Genomic DNA, 26,455 nt, shown 5'->3' on the forward strand with positions numbered 1-26,455 from the left:
TGACTGAAAAATCGCTATTAATTGAGCACAATACCGCATTTGTCGCTCAGCGGCATGTCAGGCGTCAGGCTCGAAGTCTCGCCAGCTGCTGCTACGTCGCACGCGGGTTCCCTTGCGTCGACTGGTATTCCCCAGCCCCAAGGCTTCCAGCTGGTCATTGCCGGGCGTCAGTCGTCGACGCGCGAAACAATGCGTCAAGGCGATGGCCAGCGCATCGGCGGCATCGGCCTGTGGCGTGGCGGAAAGCTTGAGCGTATGCGTGACCATATGCTGCACCTGAGACTTCTCCGCGGCACCGGTACCGGTCACGGCCTGCTTGATCTGCCGCGGCCCGTACTCGAATACCGGCAAGCCGTGGTTGGCTGCACACACGATGGCAGCTCCGCGCGCCTGTCCCAACTTGAGCGCCGAATCGGCGTTCTTGGACATGAAGACCTGCTCGATGGCGAATTCCGCGGGGCGATGCAGGGCGATCACCTCGCTGATACCGGCATAGATCTGCGCCAGGCGCTGATCCAGGCTGACCTGTGACATGCGGATGCAGCCACTGTCCACATAGCGAGGCTGAGCCGCAGAGACATCCAATACTCCATACCCGGTCAGACGTGAGCCCGGGTCGATGCCAAGAATGATCATGCCGCTGCCTCGTCTCTCACACCTTGCGTCTTCGCTGTCGTCATCACGCCATCGCTCTTACTGTGTATATAACCAGCCACCATGCCACAAAAAAGGCGGTGCGACACTGTCATTGCCTGACGTGAACGCCAGCAAACAGTCTCGCACCGCCTTGTCGGGCTTGCTCGCCCCCTAGTCTATCAGGCCACAGGGGCAAACCTGCCACCGCGGGACCGCCCGGGCCTGATCGAATCAGTCCAGACGGCCCCACCAGTCACTCTCTCGGTCATGCGCCGCTGAATCAGGCCTGGCCGCTTTCGTCTTCGAGCTTGACCTTCTGACGCAGACGGATGTTCAGCTCCTTTAGCTGCTCACCGCTGACCACGCCCGGGGCGTCGGTCATCATGCAGCCGGCGCTCTGGGTTTTCGGGAAGGCAATCACTTCACGAATGGTCTTGGCACCGGTCATCAGCATCACCAGACGGTCGAGACCGAAGGCCAGACCACCATGGGGCGGCGCGCCGAACTTCAGGGCGTCGAGCAGGAAGCCGAACTTCTCTTCCGCTTCTTCTTCACCGATGCCCAGCACTTCGAACACAGTACGCTGCATGGCCTGATCGTGGATACGGATGGAGCCGCCACCCAGCTCGGTGCCGTTGATGACCATGTCGTAGGCGCGAGACAGTGCCGCTTCCGGGTTGGCCTTGAGCTCTTCCGGCGTGCAGGACGGCGCGGTGAACGGGTGGTGCAGCGCGCTCAGGCGGCCGTTGGCATCGGCTTCGAACATCGGGAAGTCGACGACCCACAGCGGTGCCCACTCGCGGGTGTAGAGGTTGAGGTCTTCACCCAGCTTGACGCGCAGCGCACCGATGGCCTCGGCCACGATGCTGGCCTTGTCAGCACCGAAGAACACGATGTCGCCATCGACGGCGCCACAGCGGTCCAGCACTTCATCCACGACGTCTTCCATGAACTTGACGATCGGCGACTGCAGACCCTCGATGCCCTTGGCACGTTCGTTGACCTTGATCCACGCCAGGCCCTTGGCACCGTAGATGCCGACGAACTTGGTGTAAGCGTCGATTTCCTTGCGTGACAGGCTGGCACCGCCCGGCACACGCAGCGCGGCGACGCGGCCCTTGTCGTCCTTGGCCGGGCCGGAGAAGACCTTGAAGTCCACGCCGCTCATCAGGTCATCGACATCGACCAGTTCCAGCGGAATGCGCAGGTCCGGCTTGTCGGAACCGAAGCGGCTGATGGCCTCGGAATACGGCATGGTCGGGAAGTCGCCCAGCTCGACATCGAGCACTTCCTTGTAGAGACCACGGATCATGGTCTCGGTCATGCCCATGATGTCCTGCTCGTCGACGAAGCTGGCTTCGAGGTCGATCTGGGTGAACTCCGGCTGACGGTCAGCGCGCAGGTCTTCATCACGGAAGCATTTGGCGATCTGGTAGTAACGATCGACACCGGCGACCATCAGCAGCTGCTTGAACAGCTGCGGAGACTGCGGCAGTGCGAAGAAGCTGCCGGCGTAGGTGCGGCTCGGCACCAGATAATCACGTGCGCCTTCCGGCGTGGCACGTGTCAGGATCGGGGTTTCGATGTCGAGGAAGCCCAGGGCTTCAAGCTGGGCGCGCACGCTGTGAGTGATGCGCGAGCGCAGACGCAGCTTCTCGATCATGTCGGGACGACGCAGGTCGACATAACGATACTTGAGGCGAACTTCCTCACCGACCTTGTTGTGGTCGTCGAGCTGGAACGGCGGCGTCTGTGCAGTGTTGAGCACTTCGACGTCCTTGGCCAGCACTTCGATCATGCCTGTCGGCATGTTCGGGTTCTGGGTGCCTTCCGGGCGCAGACGGATACGGCCCTTGATACGCAGCACGAACTCGCTGCGCGCCTTGTCGGCAGTGGCGAAGGCATCGACAGTGTCCGGATCGACGACGATCTGGGCGATGCCATCACGGTCGCGCATGTCGAGGAAGATGACGCCACCGTGGTCGCGACGGCGGTGCACCCACCCGCACAGAGTGACATCCTGATCGATCAGGGTCTCGTTCAGTTTGCCGCAATAGTGGCTGCGCATGTTGATTCCTTGTTGCTCAAATTCATGATCGACGCGCTGATGCGCATCTGTCTCAGAGGGCCTGCCGTTGGCGATGAGGGTCAAGGGTACCCGCCGGGCGCCCCTGACCCTCATCACGCTGATGCCTGACGCACTATCCCAGCTATATCAGGCGGTGCTGTCGCTACCACCGGCCAGATTCTTCTTGCTGCCGGACTTGAAATCCGTCTCGTACCAGCCACTGCCTGCCAGACGGAACCCGGCGGCGGAGACCAGCTTCTCGAGCTGGTCCGTCTTGCATTCCGGGCACTCCGTCAGCGGCGCAGCGCTGATCTTCTGCAACTTGTCCATCCGATGGCCACAGGCCTTGCAGTGGTATTCATAGATCGGCATGGTTTTCTTTCCTGACGAAACTGGTCACGGGGCTGTCTGAGCACCGTGAACCATGACAATGTTATGCCTTGCGGCGCGTCTTGCGTTCAGCGCACCTGCGGCCCCAACATGAGAGCTTTCGCAAGCACCAGCAAGAGACGCCTACAATAAGGCCAGTTGAGCGGCTTTCAAGTCAAAGCGAAAGGGGCACATTATAGCGTGCTCGGCCCCGTGCGGGGCAACACCCAAGCACAAACCGGCCCAGACACCAGGTACTCGACCTTGCAGGCCAGCCTTTCTGACTTCCTATCTATCTTCCTACGCCATCATGAGGCACCTATGTCCGATCACGATCGTACTGCGCAGTCTCCCTCGCATTCTTCCACGCCCGCTTCCTCTCACTGCGAGCCCGCCTCGTCCACTGGCGCCCCGCAGGCCGTCATGCTCGATGCCGGCTCCGTCGGTGACGGGCTGGACTTCTCGCGCCTCGAGGCCCGTCTGGAAGGATTGGTCTGTCATGACGCCACCGCGCCAGAGGAAGTGGTGCCACGACTCAGAGGCGCCTCCATCGTGCTGGTCAACAAGGTACGCATCGAGGCGCACCACATGGATGAGCTGCCGTCCCTCAAGCTGATCGCGGTGATGGCGACCGGCACCAACAATATCGACATGGCGGGCGCCGAAGCACGCGGCATTCGGGTCATGAACGTCAATGCCTACGGCACTCATTCGGTGGCGCAGCACACCTGGATGCTGCTGCTGGCACTGGCAGGCCGCCTGCCGGAATACCAGATCGACATCGCCGCGGGCGAGTGGCAACGCAGTCCGACCTTCTGTCTGATGGGCCGCCCCGTGGTGCAGCTGTCCGGCAAGCACCTGGTCATCATCGGCAAGGGGGAGCTTGGCACCGCGGTGGGCAGGCTGGCCGAGGCATTCGGCATGCGCGTGACCTTTGCCGCCCGACCAGGCACCGCCCCCTCTGCCGAGCGCCCCGCGCTGGAAAGCCTGCTGCCCCAGGCTGACGCCATCAGCCTGCACTGCCCGCTGACCCCAGAGACGCAGCATCTGATCGATGAGCAGGCGCTCGCCGCCATGAAGCCCGGTGCACTACTGGTAAATTGCGCCCGCGGGGGTATCATCGACGAGGACGCAGCGCTGGAGGCACTGGCCACCGGACAACTCGGCGGCCTGGCGGTGGATAGTCTGCCGGAGGAGCCGCCGCGTGAAGGCCATTCGCTACTCTCGGCCCTGGAAAGCCAGCACCATTCGGCGAATGCTCCCTTGAATCTGATCGTCACGCCGCACAATGCCTGGATCAGCCAGGAGGCGCGCCAGAACATGCTCGATCTCAGTCTGGCCAATATCGAGACATTCCTGAGCGAACACGCCTGACACGGCCACAGCCTCGCTGCGCCAGGCATCGACGCCGAGTGGCAGGTGTGATCGGCACGTTACGAAAAAGCCCCCGAACCGGCATATGCGCCGAGTCGAGGGCTTTTTCGTCAATGACCAGTATCAGCGGATGCGGATATGCATGCCCGCCGCCTTGAGGGCGTTGCCTTCAGCATCCCACGACACCACACGGCCACGTGAGCTCAACAATACCCACTGGGTACCGCTCGCCCTGTCGCCGCTTTCTCTCTCCCCTCTCTCGCCCCTCTCTCTCTCGTCACCCTCTTGCGCGCCTCCCTCCCGTACACCACCATCGTCAGCGGCCAGGCTCCGCTGTTGCAGGGGCTTGTCGCCGGCATTGCCTGTTTCGGCGTCCATACCAGCTTCGTTCACTCCCATCGCCTCGATCTGCTGAAGGTCCTCTTCCTGCGGCGCACGCATGCGATATTGGCACTCATAGCTTTCGCCGTAAGTATTGATGACCTGATGCCTGAGCACATGTACCTGCTCGAGATCATCCGGGTGGATCAAGCGATCGAAGTCCATTTCACGCATCGCCAATGGTTCGTGGCCCGAAGCGCCGAGCATCTTCCAGAGATTGGGGTGGATATGAACGATGCGCTCAGGAATGTCCATTTCCCACAGGCTATCGCCACTGGCTTCGAGGGAATCCAGCAAGCGACGTTCGCTGGACTGCAATTCCTTCTGCGTCTGGCGCAGCCGCTGATACATCTCTTCGGCGGTGGCGTTGGCGTCATCCAGCTCGACGATGCCACTGCCGCCCGCGGATTCGACCTCCGCACCCATGCCGATGCGATGCAGTCGTTCACGCAGCTCGGCCAGCGGCACCGAAAGGCGACGGCTGATGTGGTGCGTGCGCCAGCTCATGAGAATGAAGAAGGTGAAATAGAACAGGATCAGGCCACCGACCAGCGCCATGCCGACCAGCTGGAAGTTGCGCCCGATCTCGGCGGTACGAAAGAAGACGGCACTCTCCTCGACCATGCTCAACATGATCCAGCCATTGCCCGGCAAGCGCTCCCACGCCACCTTGTAGGGCGCGCCCGCCACGTTGACGCTCTCCAGGCCACGCCGCTGCTCCAGAATACGGGGCGCGAGTCTCTTGAAGACATCATGACCTTTCAGCTCCAGCTGAGCGGGCCGAATGACATCCTCTTCCTGGAGGTCATTGGCATCGGGAATTTCCAGCGGCAGCAGCGACAACAACTGCTCACCGGCCCGCGGGACGGCGAGTGAGCGTCCCTCGGCATCGAACAGCATCGCGAAGCCCTGCCAGGGCAGCTCCATCGCCAGCACCTGATTGACGATCACGTCCAGGGTCATGTCGACGCCGGCGACGCCGAGAAATTCGCCCTGCTCGGAATAGAAGGGACTGACGGCCGACGCCATCCAGCCATTGCCGGCTGGATCTTCGTAGATATCGGTCCAGATGGTGTTTCGCGTGGGATTTGCCTCTGGCGCGGCCAGATAGAAGAAGGAGAAATCCCGACAATCGTGGTCGGCTGGCACCAGCGAGGCCAGATCGACATAGGGGAAAAGGCGGACATAGCAGTCGGCCATCGTGACGAAGGACTGCACCACGGCCGAGTGCGAAGATACGACACTGCGCATGATCGGGTCGACCGCTGTCATGCGCAGTGCCAGGGGAATGTCCTGCTCGAGGCCTGGCAAGGCGGGATAGAAGCCGCTGCCCTGATTGTCCGCCGTCTGCTGACTGGCCCAGACACCGCTTGGCAAGCTTGTGTGACGGGCAATCTCGCGAGCCGCCACCCCAGTGCTGGCGTCGCCCATGGCCAGTTCGCCTGCCTGGGCACCGAGCCCGCGTGACAGGTTCTGGACATGTTCCAGTTGCTGGCTGAGTGACTTGGCCTCCCGTAGCATCGCCAGATTGAGCTCACTGCTCGACTGGGATTGCAGGTAATTGAGGTTGGCATCACGAATCTCGTCATTGGACACGAAATACACCGCCACCAGGGCGGTCTCGACCAACAGCAACGGAATCATGGTACTGGTGAAGAGTGCTCGCCAGACCCACTTCTTGATCGTGACGGCGGGTTGCTTCGACTCCGACATGGGCGACTATCCTGAATCCAGCGAGATGACAGGAAGTATGCACTTTCTCTTGCGTTCCAAGAGGCTAATAGCTTCAACGCTTAAACATGACCTAAAGGTCAGACCTTGGTGATACGACTGGGGACAGGCGGCCAAGGCTTTGCTAGGATGCTCGCCCCCAAGGAGGCTGCATGCTTTACAACTACGGTTCTATCAATATCGATCACGTCTATCGGGTACCTCACCTGGTACGACCGGGTGAAACCCTGGCGAGTCTCTCCTACCGTCAGGTACTGGGTGGCAAGGGTGCCAACCAGTCGCTCGCGCTTGCGCGCGCCGGAGGCGACGTCACGCACTGGGGCCGCCTTGGCAACAGTGATCGCTGGGCACTTGAGCCGCTGGAAAGCGCCGGTGTCATCACCTCGCAGGTCGAGCTGAGCGCCAGCGCCAGTGGCCACGCCATCATCCAGGTGGACGACCACGCCGAGAACAGCATCATTCTGCATCCGGGTGCCAATCACGGTTTCACCGATGAGCATCTCGCGACGCTGTTCTCCGGCGTGACACAGGGAGATTGGCTCCTGCTGCAGAATGAGTGCAACGCACTGGGCAAGGTCATTGAGCTTGCACATGCCAAGGACATGAAGATCGCCTTCAATCCGGCCCCGATGGGGGCTGATGTCCTGCGCCTGCCGCTGGAACACTGCCAGGTGCTGTTCCTCAATCGTGGCGAAGCGGCACAGCTGGTCGAGCTGGAAGAGAGCGCGCCTGTCGCCACCCTGCTCGCCGCGCTGCACACTCGTCTGCCTGATACCGAAGTGGTCATGACTCTGGGCAGTGAAGGCGTCTGCTACCAGTTGGGGGAACAGCGCATCCAGCTGCCGGCGCACCGCGTCAATGCCGTGGACACCACCGCGGCAGGCGACACCTTCATCGGCTATTACCTGGCAAGCCAGATCGAAGGCCAGAGCATCGAAGAAAGCCTGCGTCGTGCCAGCACCGCCTCTGCCTTGTGCGTGAGCCGCGAAGGCGCAGCGCCGAGCATTCCGCTGGCCAGTGATGTCGCCGCTGCCCTGGCCGAATGGCCGACACTCGACGTCCTGAGCAACTGAGTCTTCGAGCAACAAGTCTCTGAACGACTGAACTACCTGCACGGGGCACTACCACGTGGCCCGTGCCGTGCCCATGTCACCTCATGGGCGCCCTGTTGGCGTAACGCCCTCTATTTCAGGTCACTTCTTTCACGAGGTCAGCATGAAAACACCGATTATCTTTGATACCGATCCGGGCGTGGATGATGCCCAGGCGATTGCCATCTGTCTGGCGCATCCGGACATCGAATTCCTCGGCATGACCACCACCTTCGGCAACGTTACCATCGAGACGGCCACCTCCAACGCCCTGCTGCTGGGCGAACTGGCGGGCCAGGAGATTCCGGTCGCCCAGGGCGCTGCCCAGCCGCTGGTCAAGGACAAGTTCCCGGCGCCGGCGCACATCCACGGCGCCAATGGCCTGGGCAACATGGAGATCCCGGAGCCCAAGGGCAAGGCGCTGTCCATCAGCGCACCGCAGTTCATCGTCGAGCAGGTCAATGCGCGTCCGGGCGAGATCACCCTCGTCGCCGTCGGCCCGCTGGGTAATCTGGCCACCGCACTGCAGCTGGACCCGAGCCTCATCAGCAAGGTCAAGCAGGTCGTCATCATGGGCGGCTCCATCCGTGAAGGCGGCAACGTCTCACCGGTCGCCGAAGCCAATATCTTCAATGACCCGCATGCCGCCGCCAAGGTGCTGACCGCCGGCTGGCCGCTGACCATGGTCGGTCTCGATGCGACGCACCGCTGCGTGCTGTCTCCGGCCCATGTCGAGCGCATCCGCGTGGCGCAAGGCGCACTCGGCGAAGTGCTGTCCGGCAGCTATCAGTTCTACAAGGCCTTCTATCAGGAAGCGCGTGGCATCGATGGTTGCTGCCCGCACGACAGCTGCGCCCTCGCCTGGCTGATGAAGCCGGAGCTGTTCACTACCGAGCGCGGCCACCTGAATGTCGAAGTCGAAGGCCTGGCCGAAGGTCAGACACTGTTCGCCCCTGAGGGTCGCGAATTCCTCGGCAACCAGTGGTCCCAGACGCCGCTGGTCGACGTCTGCGTCAATGCCCAGGGCGACAAGGTAGTCGAGTGGATCACCGACGTGCTGACCGCCAAGGCGTCCTGATCCGGCGCCCGGCAGGCTCGCCTGGGTCTGCCATCGGGCTTGCCAACAAATCGAGCCAACGCCCGCCAGCAATGTCGCTGGCGGGCGTTGGCTCGGTTTGTGCATTCGCGCTTGTTCCCCTTTCCTTTCCTTTCCTTTCCTTTCCTTTCCTTCCCTCTTCTCCTCTTTGGCGTCTCTCTTTTTACCGCAACTGCCTTCCCACACCCCGAACACCGAGAAGTTGCTGAGTCATGGAGACTTTTTCAACGAGATAACGGGATAAATTTTTGAATAACCTTTACCAGACGAGAGTGAATGGCGAACCGTTCGGCGCATGCACATAATCTGATACGCTAGCGGAATCTCACTGGGCAAGCGCCTCATACGCCGCCCCATCCTGCCTGCCACGGAGCTCATCATGCCTTCGACGACAACGTTGCCCGCTGCAACGCTTCGCACTCAGGATTCTCCCGCGATCGCCGACACCCAGTACGACTGCCTGGTCTTCATCGGTCGCTTCCAGCCCATGCACCATGGCCATGTTGCCGTGATGGAAGAAGCCCTGCGCCTCGCGCGGCAGGTCATCGTGCTGGTCGGTTCTGCCTGGCAGGCACGTTCACTGCGCAACCCGTTCACCTTCTCTGAACGTACGCGCATGATCCGCAGCTGCTTTGACGATGCCGACAATGCGCGCCTGGAAATCGTGCCGTTGTTGGATGCCCTCTACAACGACGATGTCTGGGTACGTGATGTGCAGCGCAAGGTACGCGATATCGCGCGTCCGCAGGCCAATCGAATGCCGAGAATCGCGCTGATCGGTGCCAATCGTCGTGACAGCAACAGCCAGTCAAGCTACTACCTGAGCCTCTTCCCGCAGTGGGAGTCGGTAGCGGTGCCGCTGCGCGAGGGGATGGAGGCCAGCCGTATTCGTGAGGTCATCTTCACCGAGCGCGCCCGCGCGGAGGATTGGCTGGACAACGAGGGGCTGGAGCTGCTGCCACCGCCGGTGGCTCAGCATCTGCATGGCTTCCTGGAGGAGACCGCGTGGCAAGGGCTGGTCGAGGAACGTCGCCTGCTGGAGCAATATCGCGCCGCCTGGAGCGATGCGCCCTACCCGCCACTGTTCATCACGGTCAACGCCGTGGTGGTGCAGTCGGGTCATGTGCTGCTCACCACACGTCGCGCGGCACCCGGCAAGGGGCTTTACGCCCTGCCTGGCGGCTTCGTGCAACCCCAGGAGCGCCTGCTGGATGCCTGTCTGCGTGAGCTCAGGGAGCGTGTGCGCCTCAAGGTGCCGGAACCAGTCCTGCGTGGCTCTCTGCGCGGTCAGCGTCTGTTTGATGCGCCCCATCGCAGCTGGCGCGGACGCACCCTGGCAGAGGCCTTCTACTTCGCCCTGCGACCGGAGCAGCAGCTTCCCAAGCTCAGAAGCAGCGGCGAGAACGAGGAGCAGGCACGCTGGGTCGCGCTGGCGGATCTGGAGCCCGACACCCTCTTCGAGGACCACTTCTTCATCATTCAGAATTTCCTCGGTCTGCATGCCGGACAGACCGGTTTCTGACGGCTGGGATGTGGTCCACACACGAAAACGGCAGCCCAATGGGCTGCCGTTTTCGATCAAGAGACACGCAGGTCTTCTACACCGGTAATACACCGGCAAGGCTCAGGCTTCGAGGAAATCTCGCGGCAGATTCATCAGCTGCTTCCACAGCTTGTCGATGCCGGGCTTGTGGACCAGTGAGCAACGATAGAGACGAATCTCCAGCGGGATATCCCATGCCTCGTTGCCCGCACGCACCAACTTGCCGCTTTCCAGCTCATCGCGAATGCAGAAATCCGGAATCCACGCCATGCCGACGCCCTGCAAGGCCATGCCCTTGAGGCCCTCGGCCATCGCCATCTCATAGACGGTGCGCAGGCGCAGGCGCAGCGGATCATTCTTCAAAAGCATCTTCACGCTGCGGCCCAGAAATGCCCCCTGGGTATAGGACAGCAAGGGAATCGCATCCTGGCTGGTCTCGCTCTGTCCGGTCAGCGGGAAGCGGGGCTCGCCATTCTCCAGTGGCACGCACACCGGCAGCATATTGACCTTGGCGACCGAGAAGGACGGGAAGGCCTCGGCGTCCAGCTGCATGCTGGCGTAAGGGTCGTAATAGGCGAGCATCAAGTCGCAGTTGCCTTCGCGCAGCGAGTGAATGGCGTCGCCGACATTCATCGCGGACAGGCGTGTCGGCAACTCCCCCAGCCCCTGCTGGAGACGCGAGATCCACTTGGGGAAGAAGGCCAGCGCCAGCGAATGCGCGGCCGCGATATCCAGGGTCTCGTTGGCCATGCCCAGCCCGCGCAGGTGGGCGAGACACTCTGACAGCTGCTCTGTCAGGTTGCGCGCGGTGACCAGGAACAACTGGCCCTCCGGCGTCAGACTGACCGGGGTCGTTGAGCGGTCGACCAGCGTAGTGCCCACGGCCTGTTCAAGCGCACGGATGCGGCGGCTGAACGCAGGCTGGGTAACGTGTCGCAGGCGAGCCGAGGTGGAGAAGCTGCGGGTATTGGACAGCGCAACGAAATCTTCCAACCACTTAGTTTCCAGGTTCACCCGAACTCCCAAAAATGTCGAACATGCCCAAGCGAGGCTTGCCTGGCCGGTCATGCAGGGTCTTGTCATGGAGAATGGTGCGTCGCGGCGCACCACCACCTTCGTCTTATGCGTTTGACGTATACGGCAGCGTTGAATGGCATTGGCCGCCGAGGGGCTGCGCTGGTTACCCTTGTCCACCTAGCCGCCATTCAAGCGCCACAGTGTACTTCAGCCAGGAGTTCCGCCCAAGTGAACCATCTCTCGGAAACCCCCATCGCCGCCAATGCCACCCCGGCAGCTTCCACACCGGCCGACTTGAGCCATGCCGAGCGTGAGGCACTGGCCAACGGCTTCCGACTTGAAAAGGATCTCCTCGGGCGCGAGCCGGTGCCGGCTGATGCCTACTACGGTGTGCAGACCCAGCGCGCGCTGAACAACTTCCACCTCTCCGGGGTGCCGCTGTCGCACTTCCCGCGTCTCGTCGAAGGGCTCGCGCTGGTCAAGGCCGCCGCCGCCGAGGCCAACCATGCGCTGGGCTATCTCGAGACACGCGAGCACGATGCCATCCAGCACGCCTGTGCGCGTCTGATGAATGGCGATCACCATGATCAGTTCGTGGTCGACATGATCCAGGGTGGCGCCGGCACCTCGACCAACATGAATGCCAACGAAGTGATCGCCAATCTGGGCCTGGAATTCCTGGGCTACGAGAAAGGTGATTACCAGCAGCTGCACCCCAACAATCACGTCAACATGGCGCAATCCACCAACGACGCCTACCCGACCGCCATCCGTGTCGGCCTGCTGCGCAGCCATTCGGTACTGGTGGACGCGCTGAGCGAACTGGCCAATGCCTTCGCCAGCAAGGCGCTGGAATTCGATGACGTGGTCAAGATGGGTCGCACCCAGCTGCAGGATGCGGTGCCGATGACGCTGGGCCAGGAATTCCGCGCCTTCGCCAACACCCTGCGTGAAGACGTCGATCGCATCGCCAACCTCAATGAGTTGCTCAAGGAGGTCAATCTGGGCGGGACCGCGATCGGTACCGGCATCAATGCCGACCCGCGCTACAGCGCACTGGCGATCGAGGCTCTGGCGCGTCGTTCCGGCATCGACTTCCGTCCGGCGTCGGACCTGGTCGAGGCCACCAGCGACATGGGTGCCTTCGTGCTCTTCCACGGCATGCTCAAGCGCCTGGCGGTCAAGCTGTCCAAGATCTGCAACGACCTGCGCCTGCTGTCCTCAGGCCCGCGCACCGGCTTCAACGAGATCAACCTGCCGCCTCAGCAACCGGGCAGCTCGATCATGCCGGGCAAGGTCAACCCGGTGATTCCGGAAGCCGTCAATCAGGTCGCCTTCGATGTCATCGGCAACGACACCGCGCTGACCATGGCGGCGGAAGCCGGCCAGCTGCAGCTCAACGTGATGGAGCCCCTGATCGCCTACAAGCTGCTCGACTCCATCCGCCAGCTGAGCCGCGCCATGACCATGCTCAGGAATCGCTGCGTGATCGGCATCACCGCCAATCGTGATCGCTGCGCCGAGCTGGTCAACAACTCCATCGGCCTGATCACCGCGCTCAACCCGTATATCGGCTACGACAATGCCACCCGCATCGCCAAGGAAGCCCTGGCCAGCGGGCGCAGCGTGCTGGAACTGGTACGTGAGGAAGGCCTGCTGGATGAAGCACGCCTGGAGGCACTGCTGTCCCCGCAGGCCATGACGCGCCCGCGCCAGATGAAGGACTGACCCTTCAGCGAGAGTCTGCTCGCTTGCCGCATCAACCTTTTGTCACATGCGACAGCGCCGCACCAGAAAGCCTCTGGTGCGGCGCTGTCGTATCAAGGTCATGAGTCAGACGACTTTACTGACTTAGGGCATCACGCTTACTGCTGTGCGCTGGACTGTGAGATTACATCATCACGATGCGCGGCAAAGTATTTGCGTGCACGCTCAGCTTCTTCCACGGTGGGTGTATAGGTCGTCCATTCTCCGCCCTTCTCATCACGATAACGCACGACTCCCTCGTCATGGTCGATTTCATAGTAAGGGTGGACTTCACGCAGATTGAAGAATGCGGCGGGGGCAAAGAACAGGATATCTAGCGCCAGATAACCGCCATTGAACTTCAGCGGCAGAATGCCATACATGGGCATCTTGTTGTCATCCACTACTTCAAACTCGTAATTTCCGAAGCTGGTAGTGGGTAGCGTTTCTTGAACGGTAGACTGATCTCTGGAGACATCTTTCAAGTTGATTCGCGCCGTCTCTGACGGGCTGCTGATCGTCGTATGCGCGCTACATCCTGCCAGCAGCGCCAGAATAGCCAGACTACCTGAGGCTTGACGCAATTTCCGGGCGAGAGGTCGAGACATGAGTACGTTCCCTGTAGGTTATCGATTTTAATCGATCTGATTATTGAGTTCAGCAAGATCAGCAATGATCACATGATGTGACACTAACACGAATCACGATAATCACGGTCATATAAATCGGCATCACCATGCGACTGCCATCCAAGGCAAACTCCTTTTCACGTCGCGCGCGGATCCCGCGGGTCCCTTGGATAGAAGCGTTCGGGTTGTGCCTCGATATGATCGAAATGCTTGGTGTTCTTGTAAGGCATCTTCATGAAGCCGGAAATTCCCAACCCGGAGATCAGCGGCACCGCATCGAGAATCTCCGCCAGCAAACGCGCGAATTCCTGCTCGCGCGAGGGATCCAGCAGTCGGTAATAACTGTGAATCTTGAGGTGGTGTGGCAGGGCTTCGAAGATCAGCATGCCGGTGTGATGGATGGCATTGAGTGACTCCAATGCCTTCAATATCTCCTCGGGCAGCACCAGCAGTTCCTCAGGGTCCGGTCCGTCCTCGAAGTAGGAGTGCACACGCGAGTCATCCTCAAGCTCCGGCACCGCGCTGACCTCATAGCTCAAGCGAGGTCTGGCCTCCCCGTCTGCCGTCGGCGCGAAGACGAAGGCGGCCTCCGGGTCTTCCCGCTCCAGATGCAGGGTATCGCGGGCATTGAACAGACACGCCTTGAACACGCCCCGGCGATAGATGGCACGCGCCAGAGCGACCATGTTGTTGATCGCGACGACAAAGGCGGCCTTCAAGGCAGGGTCATGCAGGTGCAGCGCGGTATCCACGAAGATGCCTTGTGGCTCCCAGCGAATCGCCAGACCGCCGACGATCGGGTATTTGCCCAGACGACTGACAGCGGCCAGGAAGGCTTTTTCGGTGCCGCCCATGCCTTGCATGAAGTTCTTGTAGTAACGATCCAGCTGGACATCATTGACGGCGTCCAGCGCATTGCCAGCATGTTCACCGGACTCGTCAGTCTCGAAGGCCTCACGCAGGAAGGATTTGCGCGAGGTATAGACAACCGTGTCGATCTCTCGCGTTGCCGGCCTCACCCAGACCGGCAGCAGAGACTGTGGCGGCTCGAGAGGCAATTCCGGCATCACCAGCCGTGCGATCCTGCCCATCTCGCGCAGGAAGTAGTCGCCGGCCTGCATACGCAGCTGCGGGTCATCCGCCAGCATGCCGTCAAGCAGACGCGCGAATTCCCGCGGCAACCCCAGCGACACCGCCGGGATGGCGCGCACGCCGAAGCGACACGATTGCCCAGAAGCCAAGGCGTAAAGAGTGGCGGCCACACCCTGCTCATCGAAGCGCGGCGAGGACAGCGCACCATTGAGCTGCTCCTCACCGATGAAATAGACATCGCCCAGACGCGCATTGGTCTGTTGCAGGTTATCCGACATCAGCTGCATCACGTTGGTGGTAATGAACTGCTGATGCTCATCGAGCTGAGCGAACACCGAACTGCCCCAGTCGATCAATGCCACCTGCTCCCGCTCGACATCGAAGACCAGATTCGACGGTTTGATGTCGCCATGCACGATAGGTGGTGTATTCGCTCCCGTCGTTGATCCGCGCAACGACTTGAGAATATCGGCCAGCTGACTGGCGATCTTGACCACCAGACGCGGCGACATGCGCCCATGACGCAGCGAATATTCCTCGAGATTGATGCCCGGTGCACGCTGCATGACCAGAATCGACTGCCGCCGTACCCGCTGATAGCTGATCAGACGCGGAATCAGCGGATGGGCGACCTGGTCGAGCATGTAGGCCTCTTCCTCCAGACGGTCCTGCAGTGCCTGGGGCAGAGTCACCCGCGTGAACTTGAAGACGTGCTCTTCACGCGTGCGCCGGTCTTCGCCCAGGCGCCAGCCCGCGAACACGAACCCGTAGGCACCCTTGCCGACCAGATGGATATCCCGGTAGCCAAGCCCCTGGAGCTGGGAGATGCACAGCGCCACCCAATCCTTGAGCTTCTTGGCATCATGATGCGAGAGCAGATAGATCGACTGCTCTTCCGGGATATAGAACTGTTGCAGGCGCTCGTGGGCGCGCGCATCACTCATGCAATAAGCTCTCTGGCCGCCGCCTCATGACAGCGACAGCAGCATTTCGTCAGGGTGCTCCAGATAGTGTTTCCACAGATTGCTGAAGCGCGCGATGGTTCCGCCATCGATGATGCGATGATCTCCCGCCCAGGTGATGGTCATGATTTCACGCGCACAGACATTGCCCTCGCCATCGAAGCGCGGCAGACGCTGAGTGCGACCCAGCGCGACGATGGCGACCTCCGGCTGGTTGATGATCGGCGCGGCATAGGTGCCGCCCAATGCACCGATATTGGAGATCGACAAGGTACCACCCTTGAGGTCCGCCTGGGCAACGCGCCCGCTGCGCGCAGCCTCGGTCAGCCGCCCGACCTCACGCGCGATCTCGAGAATGCTCAGGCGTTCGACGCTCTTCACGTTCGGCACCATCAGGCCGCTGGCGCTGTCCACCGCCATGCCGATGTTGCAGGTGCCCTGATAGAGAATCTCGCGTTCATCCTCACTGAGGCGCGCATTGAGAATCGGCTCCTCGATGACCGCCAGCGCCATGGCCTTCATGATGAACGGCATCAGGGTCAGGCGAATGCCCTGCTGCTCGGCGCTTACCTTGAGGCGGGCCCGCAACGCCAGCAGGTCGGTGATATCGAGCTCATCGCCGTAATGGAAATGCGGGATCTGCGTGCTGGCCTGCACCATGCGCCGAGCCATCACCGCCGCGACCCCCTTGAGCGGTACCGCTTTCGACTCAAGGCGTGACGACCTCTCCTCGTGACTGGCCACAACACACGCTTCGGCAGCTGCCTTGTCGGTCTCGACAGCCTCGCCGACCTTGTGAGCATCATCAGGCACCACGTCAGTCTCGCGAGCCTCGGATTGCTTGAGATAAGCCAGCACATCTTCCTTCAGCACCCGGCCGTTTCGCCCCGAGCCAGCAATGGCCTGGAGTTCGAGCTGATGCTCGCGCAACAGGCGACGCACGGCAGGGGCCGCGGGTATGCGAGGCCGGCTCTCCCCGTGACTCCCGTCTTGCCCACTCTTTTTGTCGCTCTTGTCGTCGCCCTCCCGGCGGTGCTCCGCCAGATACTCTGGCTGCCCCTGCTTGTGTTCAGGCGCGGTGACTTCACTCTCAGTGCTCTCAGCGCTCTCAGCCTCTGCCTCTTCATCAGGCACATAGGCATAGAGCGGCGTATGCACTCGGGCATTTTCGCCCTGGGCATAATGGAAGCGCACGATACGCCCGGGCTCCGAGGCGGTGATCTCGACCAGCGCCTTGTCAGTCATCACATCCACGATCGTCTGGTCTTCTTCCACTGTGTCGCCTTCCGCGACGTGCCAGGTGACCACCTCACATTCGACGATGCCTTCACCGATATCCGGCAGGATAAAATCACGCGAGCGTCGTTCAAGGGCCGCGGCTGTCTGTGTGCTAGCTGCCCCATTGCTGACTGGTTTGACAGACGCTGACGCAGCGACATCCGACTGACTGCTGGCCGCCTGGCTGGCGGCTGACTGAGTCGGTGCCGTCGAGCGAGCAGGCGCTGCAACCGTCATGACATCGCCGGCGGGATCATCCTCGCGCTCGCCGTGTCCGGTCTTCTCGCTCCCACTATCACTGCCAACGCCGTCATCAACCGCAAACAGCGGCGCATGGACACGGGCAATCTCGCCTTCCTGACAGTAAAGCTTGACCACGGTTCCGGCATGGGGCGCGGGGATCTCCACCAACGCCTTGTCTGTCATGACCTCGGCCACCGGCTGATCTTCCTCGATCACGTCGCCTTCCTTGATCAACCACTTGACCAGCTCGCACTCGACGATGCCTTCGCCGATATCGGGCAGGATGAAATCATTCATGGCGCGCATCACTCCCTGTCATCAGTAATTCAAGCTTTGCTTGATGGCCTCGTAGATCTTGAGCTCGTCCGGCAGATGCTCTTTCTCGAGCACCAGCGGGAACGGCGTATCAAGGCCAGTGACGCGCCGGATCGGCGCCTCGAGATACAGGAAACAATGCTCCTGCACGGTGGCGGCGATCTCGCTGGCAAAGCCTCCCGTCAGCGGGGCTTCATGACTGACCACCAGACGACCGGTCTTGAGCACCGAGTCACACACCGTCTTGATATCCCAGGGCAGAATGCTGCGCAGGTCGATGATCTCGCAGTCGATGCCATCCTGCTCGGCAAGCGCAGCGGCCTTCTCGATGACTTCCATCTGAGCGCCCCAGCCAAGCAGCGTGATATCGCGGCCTTCACGAATGACATCGGCCACGCCCAGGGGCAGTTCGTAATCGGCTTCTGGCACCTCGCCTACCGAGGCGCGATAGAGCCGCTTGGGCTCCATGAACAGCACCGGATTGGGATCACGAATCGCTGCCAGCAGAAGGCCCTTGGCCTGGTGGGGGTTGCGTGGGATCACGATCTTGAGGCCCGGGGTATGCGCGAAATACGCCTCGGGCGACTGGGAGTGATAGAGCCCGCCTGCGATGCCGCCACCATAGGGCGTGCGAATCGTCAGGCCGCCGACATCGAACAGATCACCGGAGCGGTAGCGGAACTTGGCCGCCTCGTTCACGATCTGGTCAAAGGCGGGGAAGATGTAGTCGGCGAACTGGATCTCGGCCACCGGCGTCGACCCCTGTGCCGCCAGCCCGTTGGCGAACCCGATGATGCCTTGCTCGGTGAGTGGCGTATTGAAGCAGCGCTCTCGACCGTATTTGTCCTGCAGGTGGCTGGTAGCTCGGAAGACACCACCGAACACCCCGACATCCTCCCCGAACAACACCACACGGGGATTGGCGGCCATGGCAATATCCAACGCATTGTTGATCGCCTGCAGCATATTCATCTGTTTCTTGCCCGAGGCCGAGACAGCTGCATCCTTGCTGCCAGGCGCGGCAGACGCTTCTTTCGCCGCTGAACCCGCCGCAGCTGAGTCGCTTGTCGCTGAGTCTGTCACTGGCGTTTTCTCCAACGGCTGTTCACTCATCTGCTCGCTCATGATGTCTGGCCTCCATCTACACGCTGATGGCGTTCCTGATACACCTTGCGGCTGTCTTCCAGCTCCTGCGCAGTGAATCCCATGCTGGCGGCGCCCTTGGGGTAGGCGTGCGGGTACTTGCGAATATGTTGTTTCACGTCTTCGAGCTGCTGTGTGAGCAACGGCGTCGGCGTGTCGTAGACATCACTGATCAGCGTGTCCAACGCCGGTGGCGCCAGTTTCTCGGCGCGCTTCATGGACTCAAGCACTTCGCGACGCAGCTGATCACCAGTGGCCTTTTCCTCCTCCTCGCTCCACCAGCCTTGTGCCTCCAGCCAGTTGCGCATGCGCAGAATGGGGTCCTTGTCGCGCCAGATGGCCTCCTCCTTCTTGCTGCGATACCCGGAGGGATCATCCGAAGAGGAGTGCGCCGCCAGACGGTAGGTCATCGCCTCGATCAATACCGGCTGATTGGTCTCGACCGCGATCTTGCGCGCCGCCAGGGTGGCTTCGTAGACGGCGATCACGTCATTGCCATCCACCCGGATGCTCTGCATGTGATAGCCGAAGGCACGTGGTGCGATGCCATCGGCGGCGAATTGCTCGCATGACGGGGTGGAAATGGCATAACCATTATTGCGACACAGGAAGATGCACGGCACCCGATGCACGGAGGCCATGTTGAGGGCGGCATGAAAATCGCCCTCGGAGGCGGCCCCTTCACCGAAGATGGTGATGGTGCACTGCCCCTTGCCCGCCAGCTTCTGGCCGTAGGCATAGCCGGTCGCCTGGGGGATCTGGGTCGCAAGCGGTGAAGAGATGGTCATGTAGTGCAGGTCACGCGACCCATAATGGATCGGCATTTGACGGCCCTTGCCGTAGTCGCGCTCGTTGCCGAACATCTGGTTCATGAATTCGTCACAGCTGAAGCCACGCCAGGCAAGCGCACCCTGCTCACGGTATTGCGCCATGATCATGTCATCGTCCTGAAGCGCCGCCGCACTGCCAATCACCGTGGCTTCCTCGCCAGTGCATTGCATGTAGAAGCTCAAGCGCCCCTGCCGCTGGGCAGCCAGCATGCGCTCATCCAACACCCGGGTGAACAGCATCGTGCGGTAGATCTTCAGCGCCGTGTCACGCTCGATCGGATCGCGCTCGATCGGGTCGCGTTCGTTAGGTGAAGCGTCCTGTGACGGCTCTTCCTGTACCTGCGACTCATCGACGGGATAAAGGGTGCCGTCCTGACGCAGGCGCTTGAAGATCGGGATGCAGAGTTCATCGCCGGTCATGAAGGCCAGATGATGCAGCACCGTCGGCCCCTGCGGGGCGATCTGGTCTGCCGTCGGCATGGCGGTCAGGTCATTCAGCTCTGGCTGCAAGCCATCGGGCGGCGCAGTCCCCGGGGAGGCGGGTCCGCGTGTTGTTGTATCGGACATGCTCAGCGTCCTCTCTTACCGATCAGGCGTTTGAGGGATTACCCAGCCCTCGTGAGGCTGGGCAGGCAATGACGTACCTTCAGGAATGTCGAACCGGAAGCTGTCGATTCGACGATGGCAACAGTGCCTACCATCAGACTAGTGGAAAGTCGCTCTGGCGGCCTAACAGTTAACGTTAACGTCAAGGTATCGTAAAGACAGACGATATGCCTGCCTGACAACTACTTCTTTGGTGGAACCTTTTGCGGCATGGGCTCATGCGCGTTCTGCATGGAAAGCTGAATTCGCGTGTAAGAACGCTTTTTTGCGACTAAAGGTGCAGAGGGTGAGTGAAGGCTGACTGTTAATCTTCCCGCACCAAAAAAGTGCTTAATGCAGTGCGCAATCGTGACAAGGCATCGAGACGACAGACTCGGGCGCGCCCTGAGCATCATCAGCGATGATCATCGCTAGACACCTAAGGACAGTTCCATGAGTGATTCCTCCCGCCCTAACCTGTGGCGCCGTTTGCCGTTGTGGCAGAAGATCCTGGGCGGCCTCGCCCTGGGGATACTCGCTGGCGCCCTGATGGGAGAAAGCGCCAGCATGTTCAAGCCGCTGGGCGATATCTTCATCAATGCGATCAAGATGCTGATCGTGCCGTTGGTCTTCAGCACCCTAGTGGTCGGTATCACCTCGATGCGTGACCCGCAGAAGATGGGCCGCATCGGCGGCAAGACCATCGCCCTCTACCTGCTGACGACCGCCTTCGCGATCGCCATCGGCATGCTGGCCTCCAGCATCTTCCAGCCGGGTGCCGGCTTCGAGTTCAACTTCGACAAGGCGATGGAAACCAAGGATGCGCCTTCGCTGGTGCAGATTCTGGTCGACCTGGTGCCGAGCAACCCGATCGATGCGCTGGCCAACGGCAACATCATGCAGATCATCGTTTTCGCCATCGGGATCGGCATCTCACTGATCATGATCGGCGACAAGGGCGAGCCGGTAGTGCGCGTCTTCGATAGCTTCGCTGAAGTGATGTACAAGCTGACCGAGTTCGTGATGGCCTTCGCGCCGTTCGGTGTCTTCGGCCTGATGGCGCATGTCTCCGGCAACTACGGCCTGGATGTGCTGCTGCCGCTGGCCAAGGTGATCGGCGTGGCCTACCTGGCGAGTATCGTGCACGTGCTGGTGGTCTACTCCGGCCTGCTGGCGACGCTGGGCAAGCTGAACCCGGTGCGCTATCTGCGCGGTATCGTCGATGCACTGGTCGTGGCTTTCTCCTCGGCCTCAAGCTCCGGTACCCTGCCGATCTCCATCCGCTGCGCCCAGAAGAACCTCGGCGTCTCGGAAGGTGTCTCCGGCTTCGTGCTGCCGGTCGGTGCGACCATCAACATGGATGGCACCGCCATCTACCAGGGCGTGGTAGCACTGTTCATCGCCCAGATGACCGGCATCGAGCTGTCGATGATGGATTACGGCATGATCGTGCTGACCGGCACGCTGGCCTCCATCGGCACCGCCGGTGTACCGGGCGCCGGCCTGATCATGCTCTCCATCGTATTGAGCCAGGTAGGCCTGCCGCTGGAAGCCATCGCGGTGATCGCCGGCATCGACCGTATCCTCGACATGGCACGTACTACCGTGAATGTCGCGGGCGATCTGATGGTCACTACCCTGGTCGGCAAGTCCGAGAACGAGCTGGATCTCGAGATCTACAACGCGCCCCAGCACAAGAAGGACGCCTGACGGCAGGCTCAGGCGCTCGCACCAGCGCCTGGCCTTGCAATACGTATCGTAAACACGAACGCCCCGCTCAATGAGCGGGGCGTTCGTGTTTCAAGGGCTGTGTTTAAGCTCCGTGTTTCAGGCTGTCACCAACAGGGAGAAATCAACGGCAAGGTCAGGCAGATTCCGGCGGCGAGTCGCGCAGTTCACGTCTGAGCACCTTGCCGACGTTGGTCTTGGGCAACTCGTCGATGAAGACCACCTGACGCGGCACCTTGTAGCTGGCCAGTTCCTTGCGCGACCAGTCTCGCAGCGCATCCGCCTCGAGCTCTGCGCCGTCCTTGAGCACGACATACAACTTGATTGCCTCACCACTGCGCTCATCCACCACGGAGACGGCGGCAGCCTCGAGCACATCCGGGTGACGCACGATGACGTCCTCGACCTCATTGGGATACACGTTAAACCCGGAGACAATGATCATGTCCTTCTTGCGATCGACGATGCGCATATAGCCATCGTCCTGGAAGACCGCGATGTCACCGGTGCGCAGGAAGCCATCGGCAGTGAAGCTGTCTTTCGTCGCCTGCTCACGCTGCCAATACCCCTTCATCACCTGCGGCCCCTTCACGCACAGCTCGCCCGGCTCCCCCATCGCCACCAGCGCGCCTTCATCGTCATACAGACGCACCTCGGTGGAGGGCATCGGCCGACCGATGGTGCCGAGCTGTATGGCATCCAGCGGATTGAACGACACGATCGGCGAGGTCTCGGTCATGCCGTAGCCCTCGGAGATATCACTGCCAGTAACCCGCTTCCACTCTTCTGCTGCCTTGCGCGTCAGCGCTACGCCTCCTGAGGTGGTGATCTTTAGCTTCGAGAAGTCCAGGGCCTGGAAGCCGGGATTGTTGCACAGCGCCACGAACAGCGTATTGAGGCCGACGAACATCGTGAAGTCGTGCTTTTGCAGCGTCTTGACGAAGCCCGGGATATCGCGCGGATTGGGAATCAACAGGGTGTGATTGCCTTCACTGAGCATGCACGCCAGATGAATGGTGAAGGCGTAGATGTGATAGAGCGGCAACGGCGCCACCAGCGTCTCATGGCCGGGGTTCAAACCCTGCGTCAGGGCCATCTTGCCTTGCAGCATGTTGGCGAGCAGGTTGCGGTGAGTCAGCATCGCGCCCTTGGCGACCCCGGTGGTGCCGCCGGTGTACTGCAGCACAGCGATATCATCGAGTGCCAGTGTCGGCCGCTCCCAGCGCTCGGCCTTGCCCTGCGAGATGGCCGTGCGCAGCGGAATGGCGTCAGGCAGGTGGTAACTCGGCACCAGTTTCTTGACGTGCTTGACCACGGTATTGATCAACAGCCGCTTGAAGGCCGAATGCATGTCGCCCAATTCACAGACCAGCACATACTCAAGGCCAGTGCGCTCCCGCACGCGTTCGACCTTGTCCGCCATGTTGGCCAGCACCACCAATGCCCGCGCGCCGGAATCATTGAACTGATGCTCCATCTCACGTTCGGTATACAGCGGGTTGGTATTTACCAGCACCAGGCCTGCCCGCAGCACGGCGAAGGCCACCACCGGAAACATCAACGTATTGGGCAACTGGATGGCGACCCGATCGCCCGGCTGGAGGTCGGTCTCATGCTGGAACCAGTCCGCCAGCTGACGACTGGTCGCATCCAGCTCCGCAAAGGTCATGGTGCGGTCCATGCAAGTAAAGGCAGGGCGCTCGCCATGCGCCGAGCAGGCCTTCTCCAGCATGTCCATCAGGGAGTCGTAGCCGCTGAAATCCACCTCCTGAGAAGACCGCAGGCACGACATGCCGCTCATGTCGCCTGTCGTTGCCTGTGCGCTCGAAACGTCGGGCGAGGCATTTGCCAGGCGGGCAGGCTGTGTATTCAAGTCATTAATGGAGACGTTAGTGGACTTGCCTGACTCATCGGGTCGAGCCGCTAGGGGATCATGCATGGCGTTGCTCCTTGATCAGTACGTGGGGCGCTCGGCGTCACTGCCCCCGCTACCTTGTTGTTGTAGACGTCCTTGCAAGACGTCGTAAGTCATCGTGGTGAGACGCTGCTGGGCTCCGTCGGGTGAGTGTCAGCCTGTTGGCCCTTCACTGTCGACAGCATAGCCCCAAACCGAAGCTGCGCGCCGTTGGCGGAATCGATGGACCTGCCAGCATTGGAACATACGTACGTTTGATATTGCCTTGCGACCTTGGTGACATGCGCAGGCCTGCTCTGGAGCAGGGAAACAGCCCTGAGCCCAGGAGGTAAACGGCACTGACATGAAAGCGAGAAACACCGAGGCCCCTGCCCAGGGGGCAGAGGCCTCATGTCTTGCACTCCGAACGCATGCGTCAGGCGCCTGCGTCTGACAAACAGCAACTCAGGAGAGGTCGCGGACCTCATTCTCGATCATCTTGCGGATGTGCTCCTCGTTCTCGATCAGCGACTCGCCATCCGCACGCAGCGATTTCAACAGCCCGAACATCATCGCGATCAGCACGAAGGTGAACGGCAAGGCCCCAGCGATTGAGGCAGCCTGCAAGGACTTGAGCGCCTGATCGCCCCCCAGCAACAGCAGGATCAAGGTCACGGCACCCAGCATCATGCCCCAGATGATGCGTTGCTGCACCGGAGGGCGACGACCGAAGGCCAACAGACGTCCCAGCACCAAGGTGCCGGAATCCGCTGACGTGACGAAGAAAATGATCACCACGACCAGCGCCGCCACCTTGGCCACGGTCGCGGCGATGCCGGGCGTGAGCACCTCGAACGAGTGGTAGAGGGTACCGGCGTAGTCCCAATTGGTGACCGCAGCCGTGTAGGTGCCCATGTCGGCCCCGTACAGGGACTGATAGATCCCCGCCGAGCCGATGACGCCGAACCAGACCAGCGCGACGATGGAGGGGATGACCATCACGCCGAGAATGAATTCACGAATGGTCCGGCCGCGCGAGATGCGGGCAATGAACATGCCGACGAAACCGGCCCAGGCGATCCACCAGCCCCAGTAGAAGATGGTCCAGCCGCCCTGCCAGACGCGCTCGTCTGGCGTGCGTGCCGTCCACAGTGTCATCGAGACGCCATCGGTGAGGTAATCCCCGAGCGCGGTGATCGAGCTCGCGATCAGATAGTTGGCGTCGCTCACCAGCAGGAAGTAGGCAAGGATGCCGAGGCAGACCCAGGTATTGAAGGTGGAAAGCAGCTTGATGCCACGTGCCACGCCGCTGGTCGCTGACAAGGTGGCAATGACGCTGATCAACACGATGGAGACCACGGTCACCATGCGCGACTTCTCTTCGATGAGGCCCAGTGACATCAAGCCGGAGCCGATCTGCTCGACGCCCAGACCGAGCGTCGTGGCGATGCCGAAAATGGTGCCGAACACGGTCAGGATATCGACGGTGTGTCCGATGGGCCCGTAGATCCGGTTGCCGATCAGCGGATAGAGAGCCGAGCGCATCGAGAGCGGCAGGCCCTTGCGGAAGGCGAAATAGGCCAGTGACAGCCCGACGATGGCATACATGGCCCAGGCGATCGTGCCCCAGTGGAAGACGGTGAGCTTGATGCCACCGGCGGCCGCTTCCGCGACGCGGCTGTCAGGCACCGGGAAGCCTTCGTCCCCCGGCATGAGACCACTCGCCAGGGCGGCCTGCTTGGCCTCGAAGAAGGCGGCAACGGCCGCCTTGACGTCAGCACTCAAAAACGGATTGCCGCCGCTCCAGTCACTGGCGAAATGGATCATGGGCTCGGACATCGAGAAGAACAGCATGCCTGCGCCGGTCCCGCAGCCGAACAGCATCGAGAACCAGGCAAAATTGCTGAACTCGGGACGCTCATCGTCGCGCCCCAGCCGAATCTTGCCGACACGCGAACACATCACGTAAAGACAGACCACGAAGGTCGAGAACATCACCAGCACGTAGTACCAACCCAGGGTGCTCTCTATCCAGGACTTGATGCCCAGAAACTGATCACTGGCCGTCTTGCCCAACAGAATCGCATAGAGAATGAAGAACACGGTCATGGTGATCGCGGTGATTCCGAGCGTCGAGTTGAGCCCCTTCAGGACACCTCGCTGCTCGATGAGTGCATCCAGCTCCTTTCCTTTCAACATGTTCCTACCTCGTGACAGGTTTTTATTGTCATGTTTCATGATGCCGCTGACGTCGTTCGTGACATTGGTACCGTCGTTCATGACAGCGGTTACGTCGTTCATGACTGCGGTTACGTCGTTCATGACTGCGGATGCCGAGACTCAAGGAACCTCAGCCGTCATGAAGACATTGCGGGCAGATCGCGTTCACCTTCGGTCAGTCATGGGCGGGAACCCTGGCAGGCGACAGCACCGCGGCATGTCATCAGGTCCCTGCCAGTAGGCGATTTTGTGGGAAGAATCCATGCTAGAGCCCCCCTGCTTGCGAGACAAATAAGATCTCGACGTCGCCTGGATAAGCAGAGCTAATGACTGAGCCGAGAAATAGAGGCCTCCCATTCCTGCGTCTTTCGACAGAGGCAATGTCCAGGCCGGTTCTCGCAAGGAGGCTCATCCAGACAGGCAAAAGCCCCTGGCGGATTTCTCCACAAGGGGCTTCTGTATCATGACGACGCGTGAAGCGTCA

At 61.1% G+C, this 26,455-nt stretch carries 18 protein-coding genes and 1 pseudogene; 6 read left to right on the forward strand and 13 right to left on the reverse strand.

From position 1 onward, the window contains the following. Positions 1 to 57 precede the first annotated feature (57 nt). The 3 genes from ruvC to QQF40_RS07360 form a co-directional block, all read right to left on the reverse strand. A complete protein-coding gene (ruvC, locus tag QQF40_RS07350) occupies positions 58 to 636 on the reverse strand; it encodes a crossover junction endodeoxyribonuclease RuvC (protein WP_043333606.1) in 579 nt (192 codons plus the stop codon). Between the two features lie 280 nt (positions 637 to 916). Next, on the reverse strand, positions 917 to 2,704 hold the full coding sequence (gene aspS, locus QQF40_RS07355) for an aspartate--tRNA ligase (RefSeq protein ID WP_285460865.1): 1,788 nt from the start codon (positions 2,702 to 2,704) through the stop codon (positions 917 to 919). Between the two features lie 147 nt (positions 2,705 to 2,851). Beyond that, on the reverse strand, positions 2,852 to 3,076 hold the full coding sequence (locus tag QQF40_RS07360) for an FmdB family zinc ribbon protein (RefSeq protein WP_043333602.1): 225 nt from the start codon (positions 3,074 to 3,076) through the stop codon (positions 2,852 to 2,854). Positions 3,077 to 3,394: 318 nt separating this feature from the next. On the opposite strand from QQF40_RS07360, the gene QQF40_RS07365 reads away from it, so the two are divergent. Continuing rightward, positions 3,395 to 4,447 (forward strand): D-2-hydroxyacid dehydrogenase, encoded by a 1,053-nt coding sequence (locus tag QQF40_RS07365; RefSeq protein ID WP_352230721.1) that lies wholly within the window; start codon positions 3,395 to 3,397, stop codon positions 4,445 to 4,447. 123 nt (positions 4,448 to 4,570) lie between these two features. Here QQF40_RS07365 and QQF40_RS07370 read toward each other — a convergent pair whose 3' ends face one another. Next, complete coding sequence (locus QQF40_RS07370; protein WP_285460866.1) at positions 4,571 to 6,541, reverse strand: PAS domain-containing protein; 1,971 nt, start codon at positions 6,539 to 6,541, stop codon at positions 4,571 to 4,573. Positions 6,542 to 6,711: 170 nt separating this feature from the next. Between QQF40_RS07370 and QQF40_RS07375 the strand changes: the two genes are divergently transcribed. The 3 genes from QQF40_RS07375 (at position 6,712) to QQF40_RS07385 (ending at position 10,268) form a co-directional block, all read left to right on the forward strand. Next, on the forward strand, positions 6,712 to 7,632 hold the full coding sequence (locus QQF40_RS07375) for a ribokinase (protein WP_285460867.1): 921 nt from the start codon (positions 6,712 to 6,714) through the stop codon (positions 7,630 to 7,632). A 142-nt stretch (positions 7,633 to 7,774) separates the two neighbouring features. Beyond that, positions 7,775 to 8,728, forward strand: coding sequence for a nucleoside hydrolase (locus tag QQF40_RS07380; protein ID WP_285460868.1), 954 nt, complete (start codon positions 7,775 to 7,777; stop codon positions 8,726 to 8,728). A 397-nt stretch (positions 8,729 to 9,125) separates the two neighbouring features. Further along, positions 9,126 to 10,268, forward strand: a complete 1,143-nt coding sequence (locus tag QQF40_RS07385; RefSeq protein ID WP_285460869.1) for a bifunctional nicotinamide-nucleotide adenylyltransferase/Nudix hydroxylase — start codon at positions 9,126 to 9,128, stop codon at positions 10,266 to 10,268. A 102-nt stretch (positions 10,269 to 10,370) separates the two neighbouring features. Here QQF40_RS07385 and QQF40_RS07390 read toward each other — a convergent pair whose 3' ends face one another. Continuing rightward, positions 10,371 to 11,303: a LysR substrate-binding domain-containing protein gene (locus QQF40_RS07390; protein WP_054556694.1), complete on the reverse strand. Its 933-nt coding sequence runs from the start codon at positions 11,301 to 11,303 to the stop codon at positions 10,371 to 10,373. Positions 11,304 to 11,624: 321 nt separating this feature from the next. On the opposite strand from QQF40_RS07390, the gene QQF40_RS07395 reads away from it, so the two are divergent. Beyond that, complete coding sequence (locus QQF40_RS07395) at positions 11,625 to 13,034, forward strand: aspartate ammonia-lyase (RefSeq protein ID WP_285460912.1); 1,410 nt, start codon at positions 11,625 to 11,627, stop codon at positions 13,032 to 13,034. 137 nt (positions 13,035 to 13,171) lie between these two features. Here QQF40_RS07395 and QQF40_RS07400 read toward each other — a convergent pair whose 3' ends face one another. The 6 genes and pseudogenes from QQF40_RS07400 to QQF40_RS07420 form a co-directional block, all read right to left on the reverse strand. Further along, positions 13,172 to 13,660 carry a hypothetical protein gene (locus tag QQF40_RS07400; protein ID WP_216060607.1) on the reverse strand — a complete coding sequence of 163 codons (489 nt, stop codon included), beginning with the start codon at positions 13,658 to 13,660 and terminating at the stop codon, positions 13,172 to 13,174. 158 nt (positions 13,661 to 13,818) lie between these two features. Beyond that, positions 13,819 to 15,717, reverse strand: coding sequence for a protein kinase domain-containing protein (locus QQF40_RS07405; RefSeq protein ID WP_285460870.1), 1,899 nt, complete (start codon positions 15,715 to 15,717; stop codon positions 13,819 to 13,821). Between the two features lie 24 nt (positions 15,718 to 15,741). Continuing rightward, the gene (locus tag QQF40_RS07410; RefSeq protein WP_502871424.1) at positions 15,742 to 17,082 is read right to left on the reverse strand and encodes a 2-oxo acid dehydrogenase subunit E2; all 1,341 of its coding nucleotides are present in this window, start codon (positions 17,080 to 17,082) and stop codon (positions 15,742 to 15,744) included. A 312-nt stretch (positions 17,083 to 17,394) separates the two neighbouring features. After that, positions 17,395 to 17,562: pseudogene (locus QQF40_RS17145) on the reverse strand (biotin/lipoyl-containing protein); the annotation flags it as partial. A gap of 12 nt (positions 17,563 to 17,574) precedes the next feature. Then, positions 17,575 to 18,543 (reverse strand): alpha-ketoacid dehydrogenase subunit beta, encoded by a 969-nt coding sequence (locus QQF40_RS07415; RefSeq protein WP_285460872.1) that lies wholly within the window; start codon positions 18,541 to 18,543, stop codon positions 17,575 to 17,577. 149 nt (positions 18,544 to 18,692) lie between these two features. After that, positions 18,693 to 20,024: a thiamine pyrophosphate-dependent dehydrogenase E1 component subunit alpha gene (locus QQF40_RS07420; protein ID WP_502871425.1), complete on the reverse strand. Its 1,332-nt coding sequence runs from the start codon at positions 20,022 to 20,024 to the stop codon at positions 18,693 to 18,695. A gap of 558 nt (positions 20,025 to 20,582) precedes the next feature. Between QQF40_RS07420 and QQF40_RS07425 the strand changes: the two genes are divergently transcribed. Next, on the forward strand, positions 20,583 to 21,839 hold the full coding sequence (locus QQF40_RS07425; RefSeq protein WP_175088739.1) for a dicarboxylate/amino acid:cation symporter: 1,257 nt from the start codon (positions 20,583 to 20,585) through the stop codon (positions 21,837 to 21,839). A gap of 154 nt (positions 21,840 to 21,993) precedes the next feature. On the opposite strand, the gene QQF40_RS07430 is transcribed toward QQF40_RS07425, so the two are convergent. Beyond that, positions 21,994 to 23,658, reverse strand: coding sequence for an AMP-binding protein (locus QQF40_RS07430; protein ID WP_285460873.1), 1,665 nt, complete (start codon positions 23,656 to 23,658; stop codon positions 21,994 to 21,996). Positions 23,659 to 24,216: 558 nt separating this feature from the next. Continuing rightward, on the reverse strand, positions 24,217 to 25,950 hold the full coding sequence (locus QQF40_RS07435) for a BCCT family transporter (RefSeq protein ID WP_285460874.1): 1,734 nt from the start codon (positions 25,948 to 25,950) through the stop codon (positions 24,217 to 24,219). Positions 25,951 to 26,455: the final 505 nt, after the last annotated feature.

Origin of the sequence: Cobetia sp. LC6, assembly GCF_030264805.1 — a bacterium.
Taxonomy (GTDB): Bacteria; Pseudomonadota; Gammaproteobacteria; order Pseudomonadales; family Halomonadaceae; genus Cobetia.

Excerpts from the sequence above, each read along its gene's own strand:
- ruvC (WP_043333606.1), bottom strand. The coding sequence starts at position 636 with ATGATCATTCTTGGCATCGACCCGGGCTCACGTCTGACCGGGTATGGA.
- aspS (WP_285460865.1), bottom strand. The coding sequence starts at position 2,704 with ATGCGCAGCCACTATTGCGGCAAACTGAACGAGACCCTGATCGATCAG.
- QQF40_RS07360 (WP_043333602.1), bottom strand. The coding sequence starts at position 3,076 with ATGCCGATCTATGAATACCACTGCAAGGCCTGTGGCCATCGGATGGAC.
- QQF40_RS07365 (WP_352230721.1), top strand. The coding sequence starts at position 3,395 with ATGTCCGATCACGATCGTACTGCGCAGTCTCCCTCGCATTCTTCCACG.
- QQF40_RS07370 (WP_285460866.1), bottom strand. The coding sequence starts at position 6,541 with ATGTCGGAGTCGAAGCAACCCGCCGTCACGATCAAGAAGTGGGTCTGG.
- QQF40_RS07375 (WP_285460867.1), top strand. The coding sequence starts at position 6,712 with ATGCTTTACAACTACGGTTCTATCAATATCGATCACGTCTATCGGGTA.
- QQF40_RS07380 (WP_285460868.1), top strand. The coding sequence starts at position 7,775 with ATGAAAACACCGATTATCTTTGATACCGATCCGGGCGTGGATGATGCC.
- QQF40_RS07385 (WP_285460869.1), top strand. The coding sequence starts at position 9,126 with ATGCCTTCGACGACAACGTTGCCCGCTGCAACGCTTCGCACTCAGGAT.
- QQF40_RS07400 (WP_216060607.1), bottom strand. The coding sequence starts at position 13,660 with ATGTCTCGACCTCTCGCCCGGAAATTGCGTCAAGCCTCAGGTAGTCTG.
- QQF40_RS07405 (WP_285460870.1), bottom strand. The coding sequence starts at position 15,717 with ATGAGTGATGCGCGCGCCCACGAGCGCCTGCAACAGTTCTATATCCCG.
- QQF40_RS07415 (WP_285460872.1), bottom strand. The coding sequence starts at position 18,543 with ATGAATATGCTGCAGGCGATCAACAATGCGTTGGATATTGCCATGGCC.
- QQF40_RS07420 (WP_502871425.1), bottom strand. The coding sequence starts at position 20,024 with ATGCCGACGGCAGACCAGATCGCCCCGCAGGGGCCGACGGTGCTGCAT.
- QQF40_RS07425 (WP_175088739.1), top strand. The coding sequence starts at position 20,583 with ATGAGTGATTCCTCCCGCCCTAACCTGTGGCGCCGTTTGCCGTTGTGG.
- QQF40_RS07430 (WP_285460873.1), bottom strand. The coding sequence starts at position 23,658 with ATGAGCGGCATGTCGTGCCTGCGGTCTTCTCAGGAGGTGGATTTCAGC.
- QQF40_RS07435 (WP_285460874.1), bottom strand. The coding sequence starts at position 25,950 with ATGTTGAAAGGAAAGGAGCTGGATGCACTCATCGAGCAGCGAGGTGTC.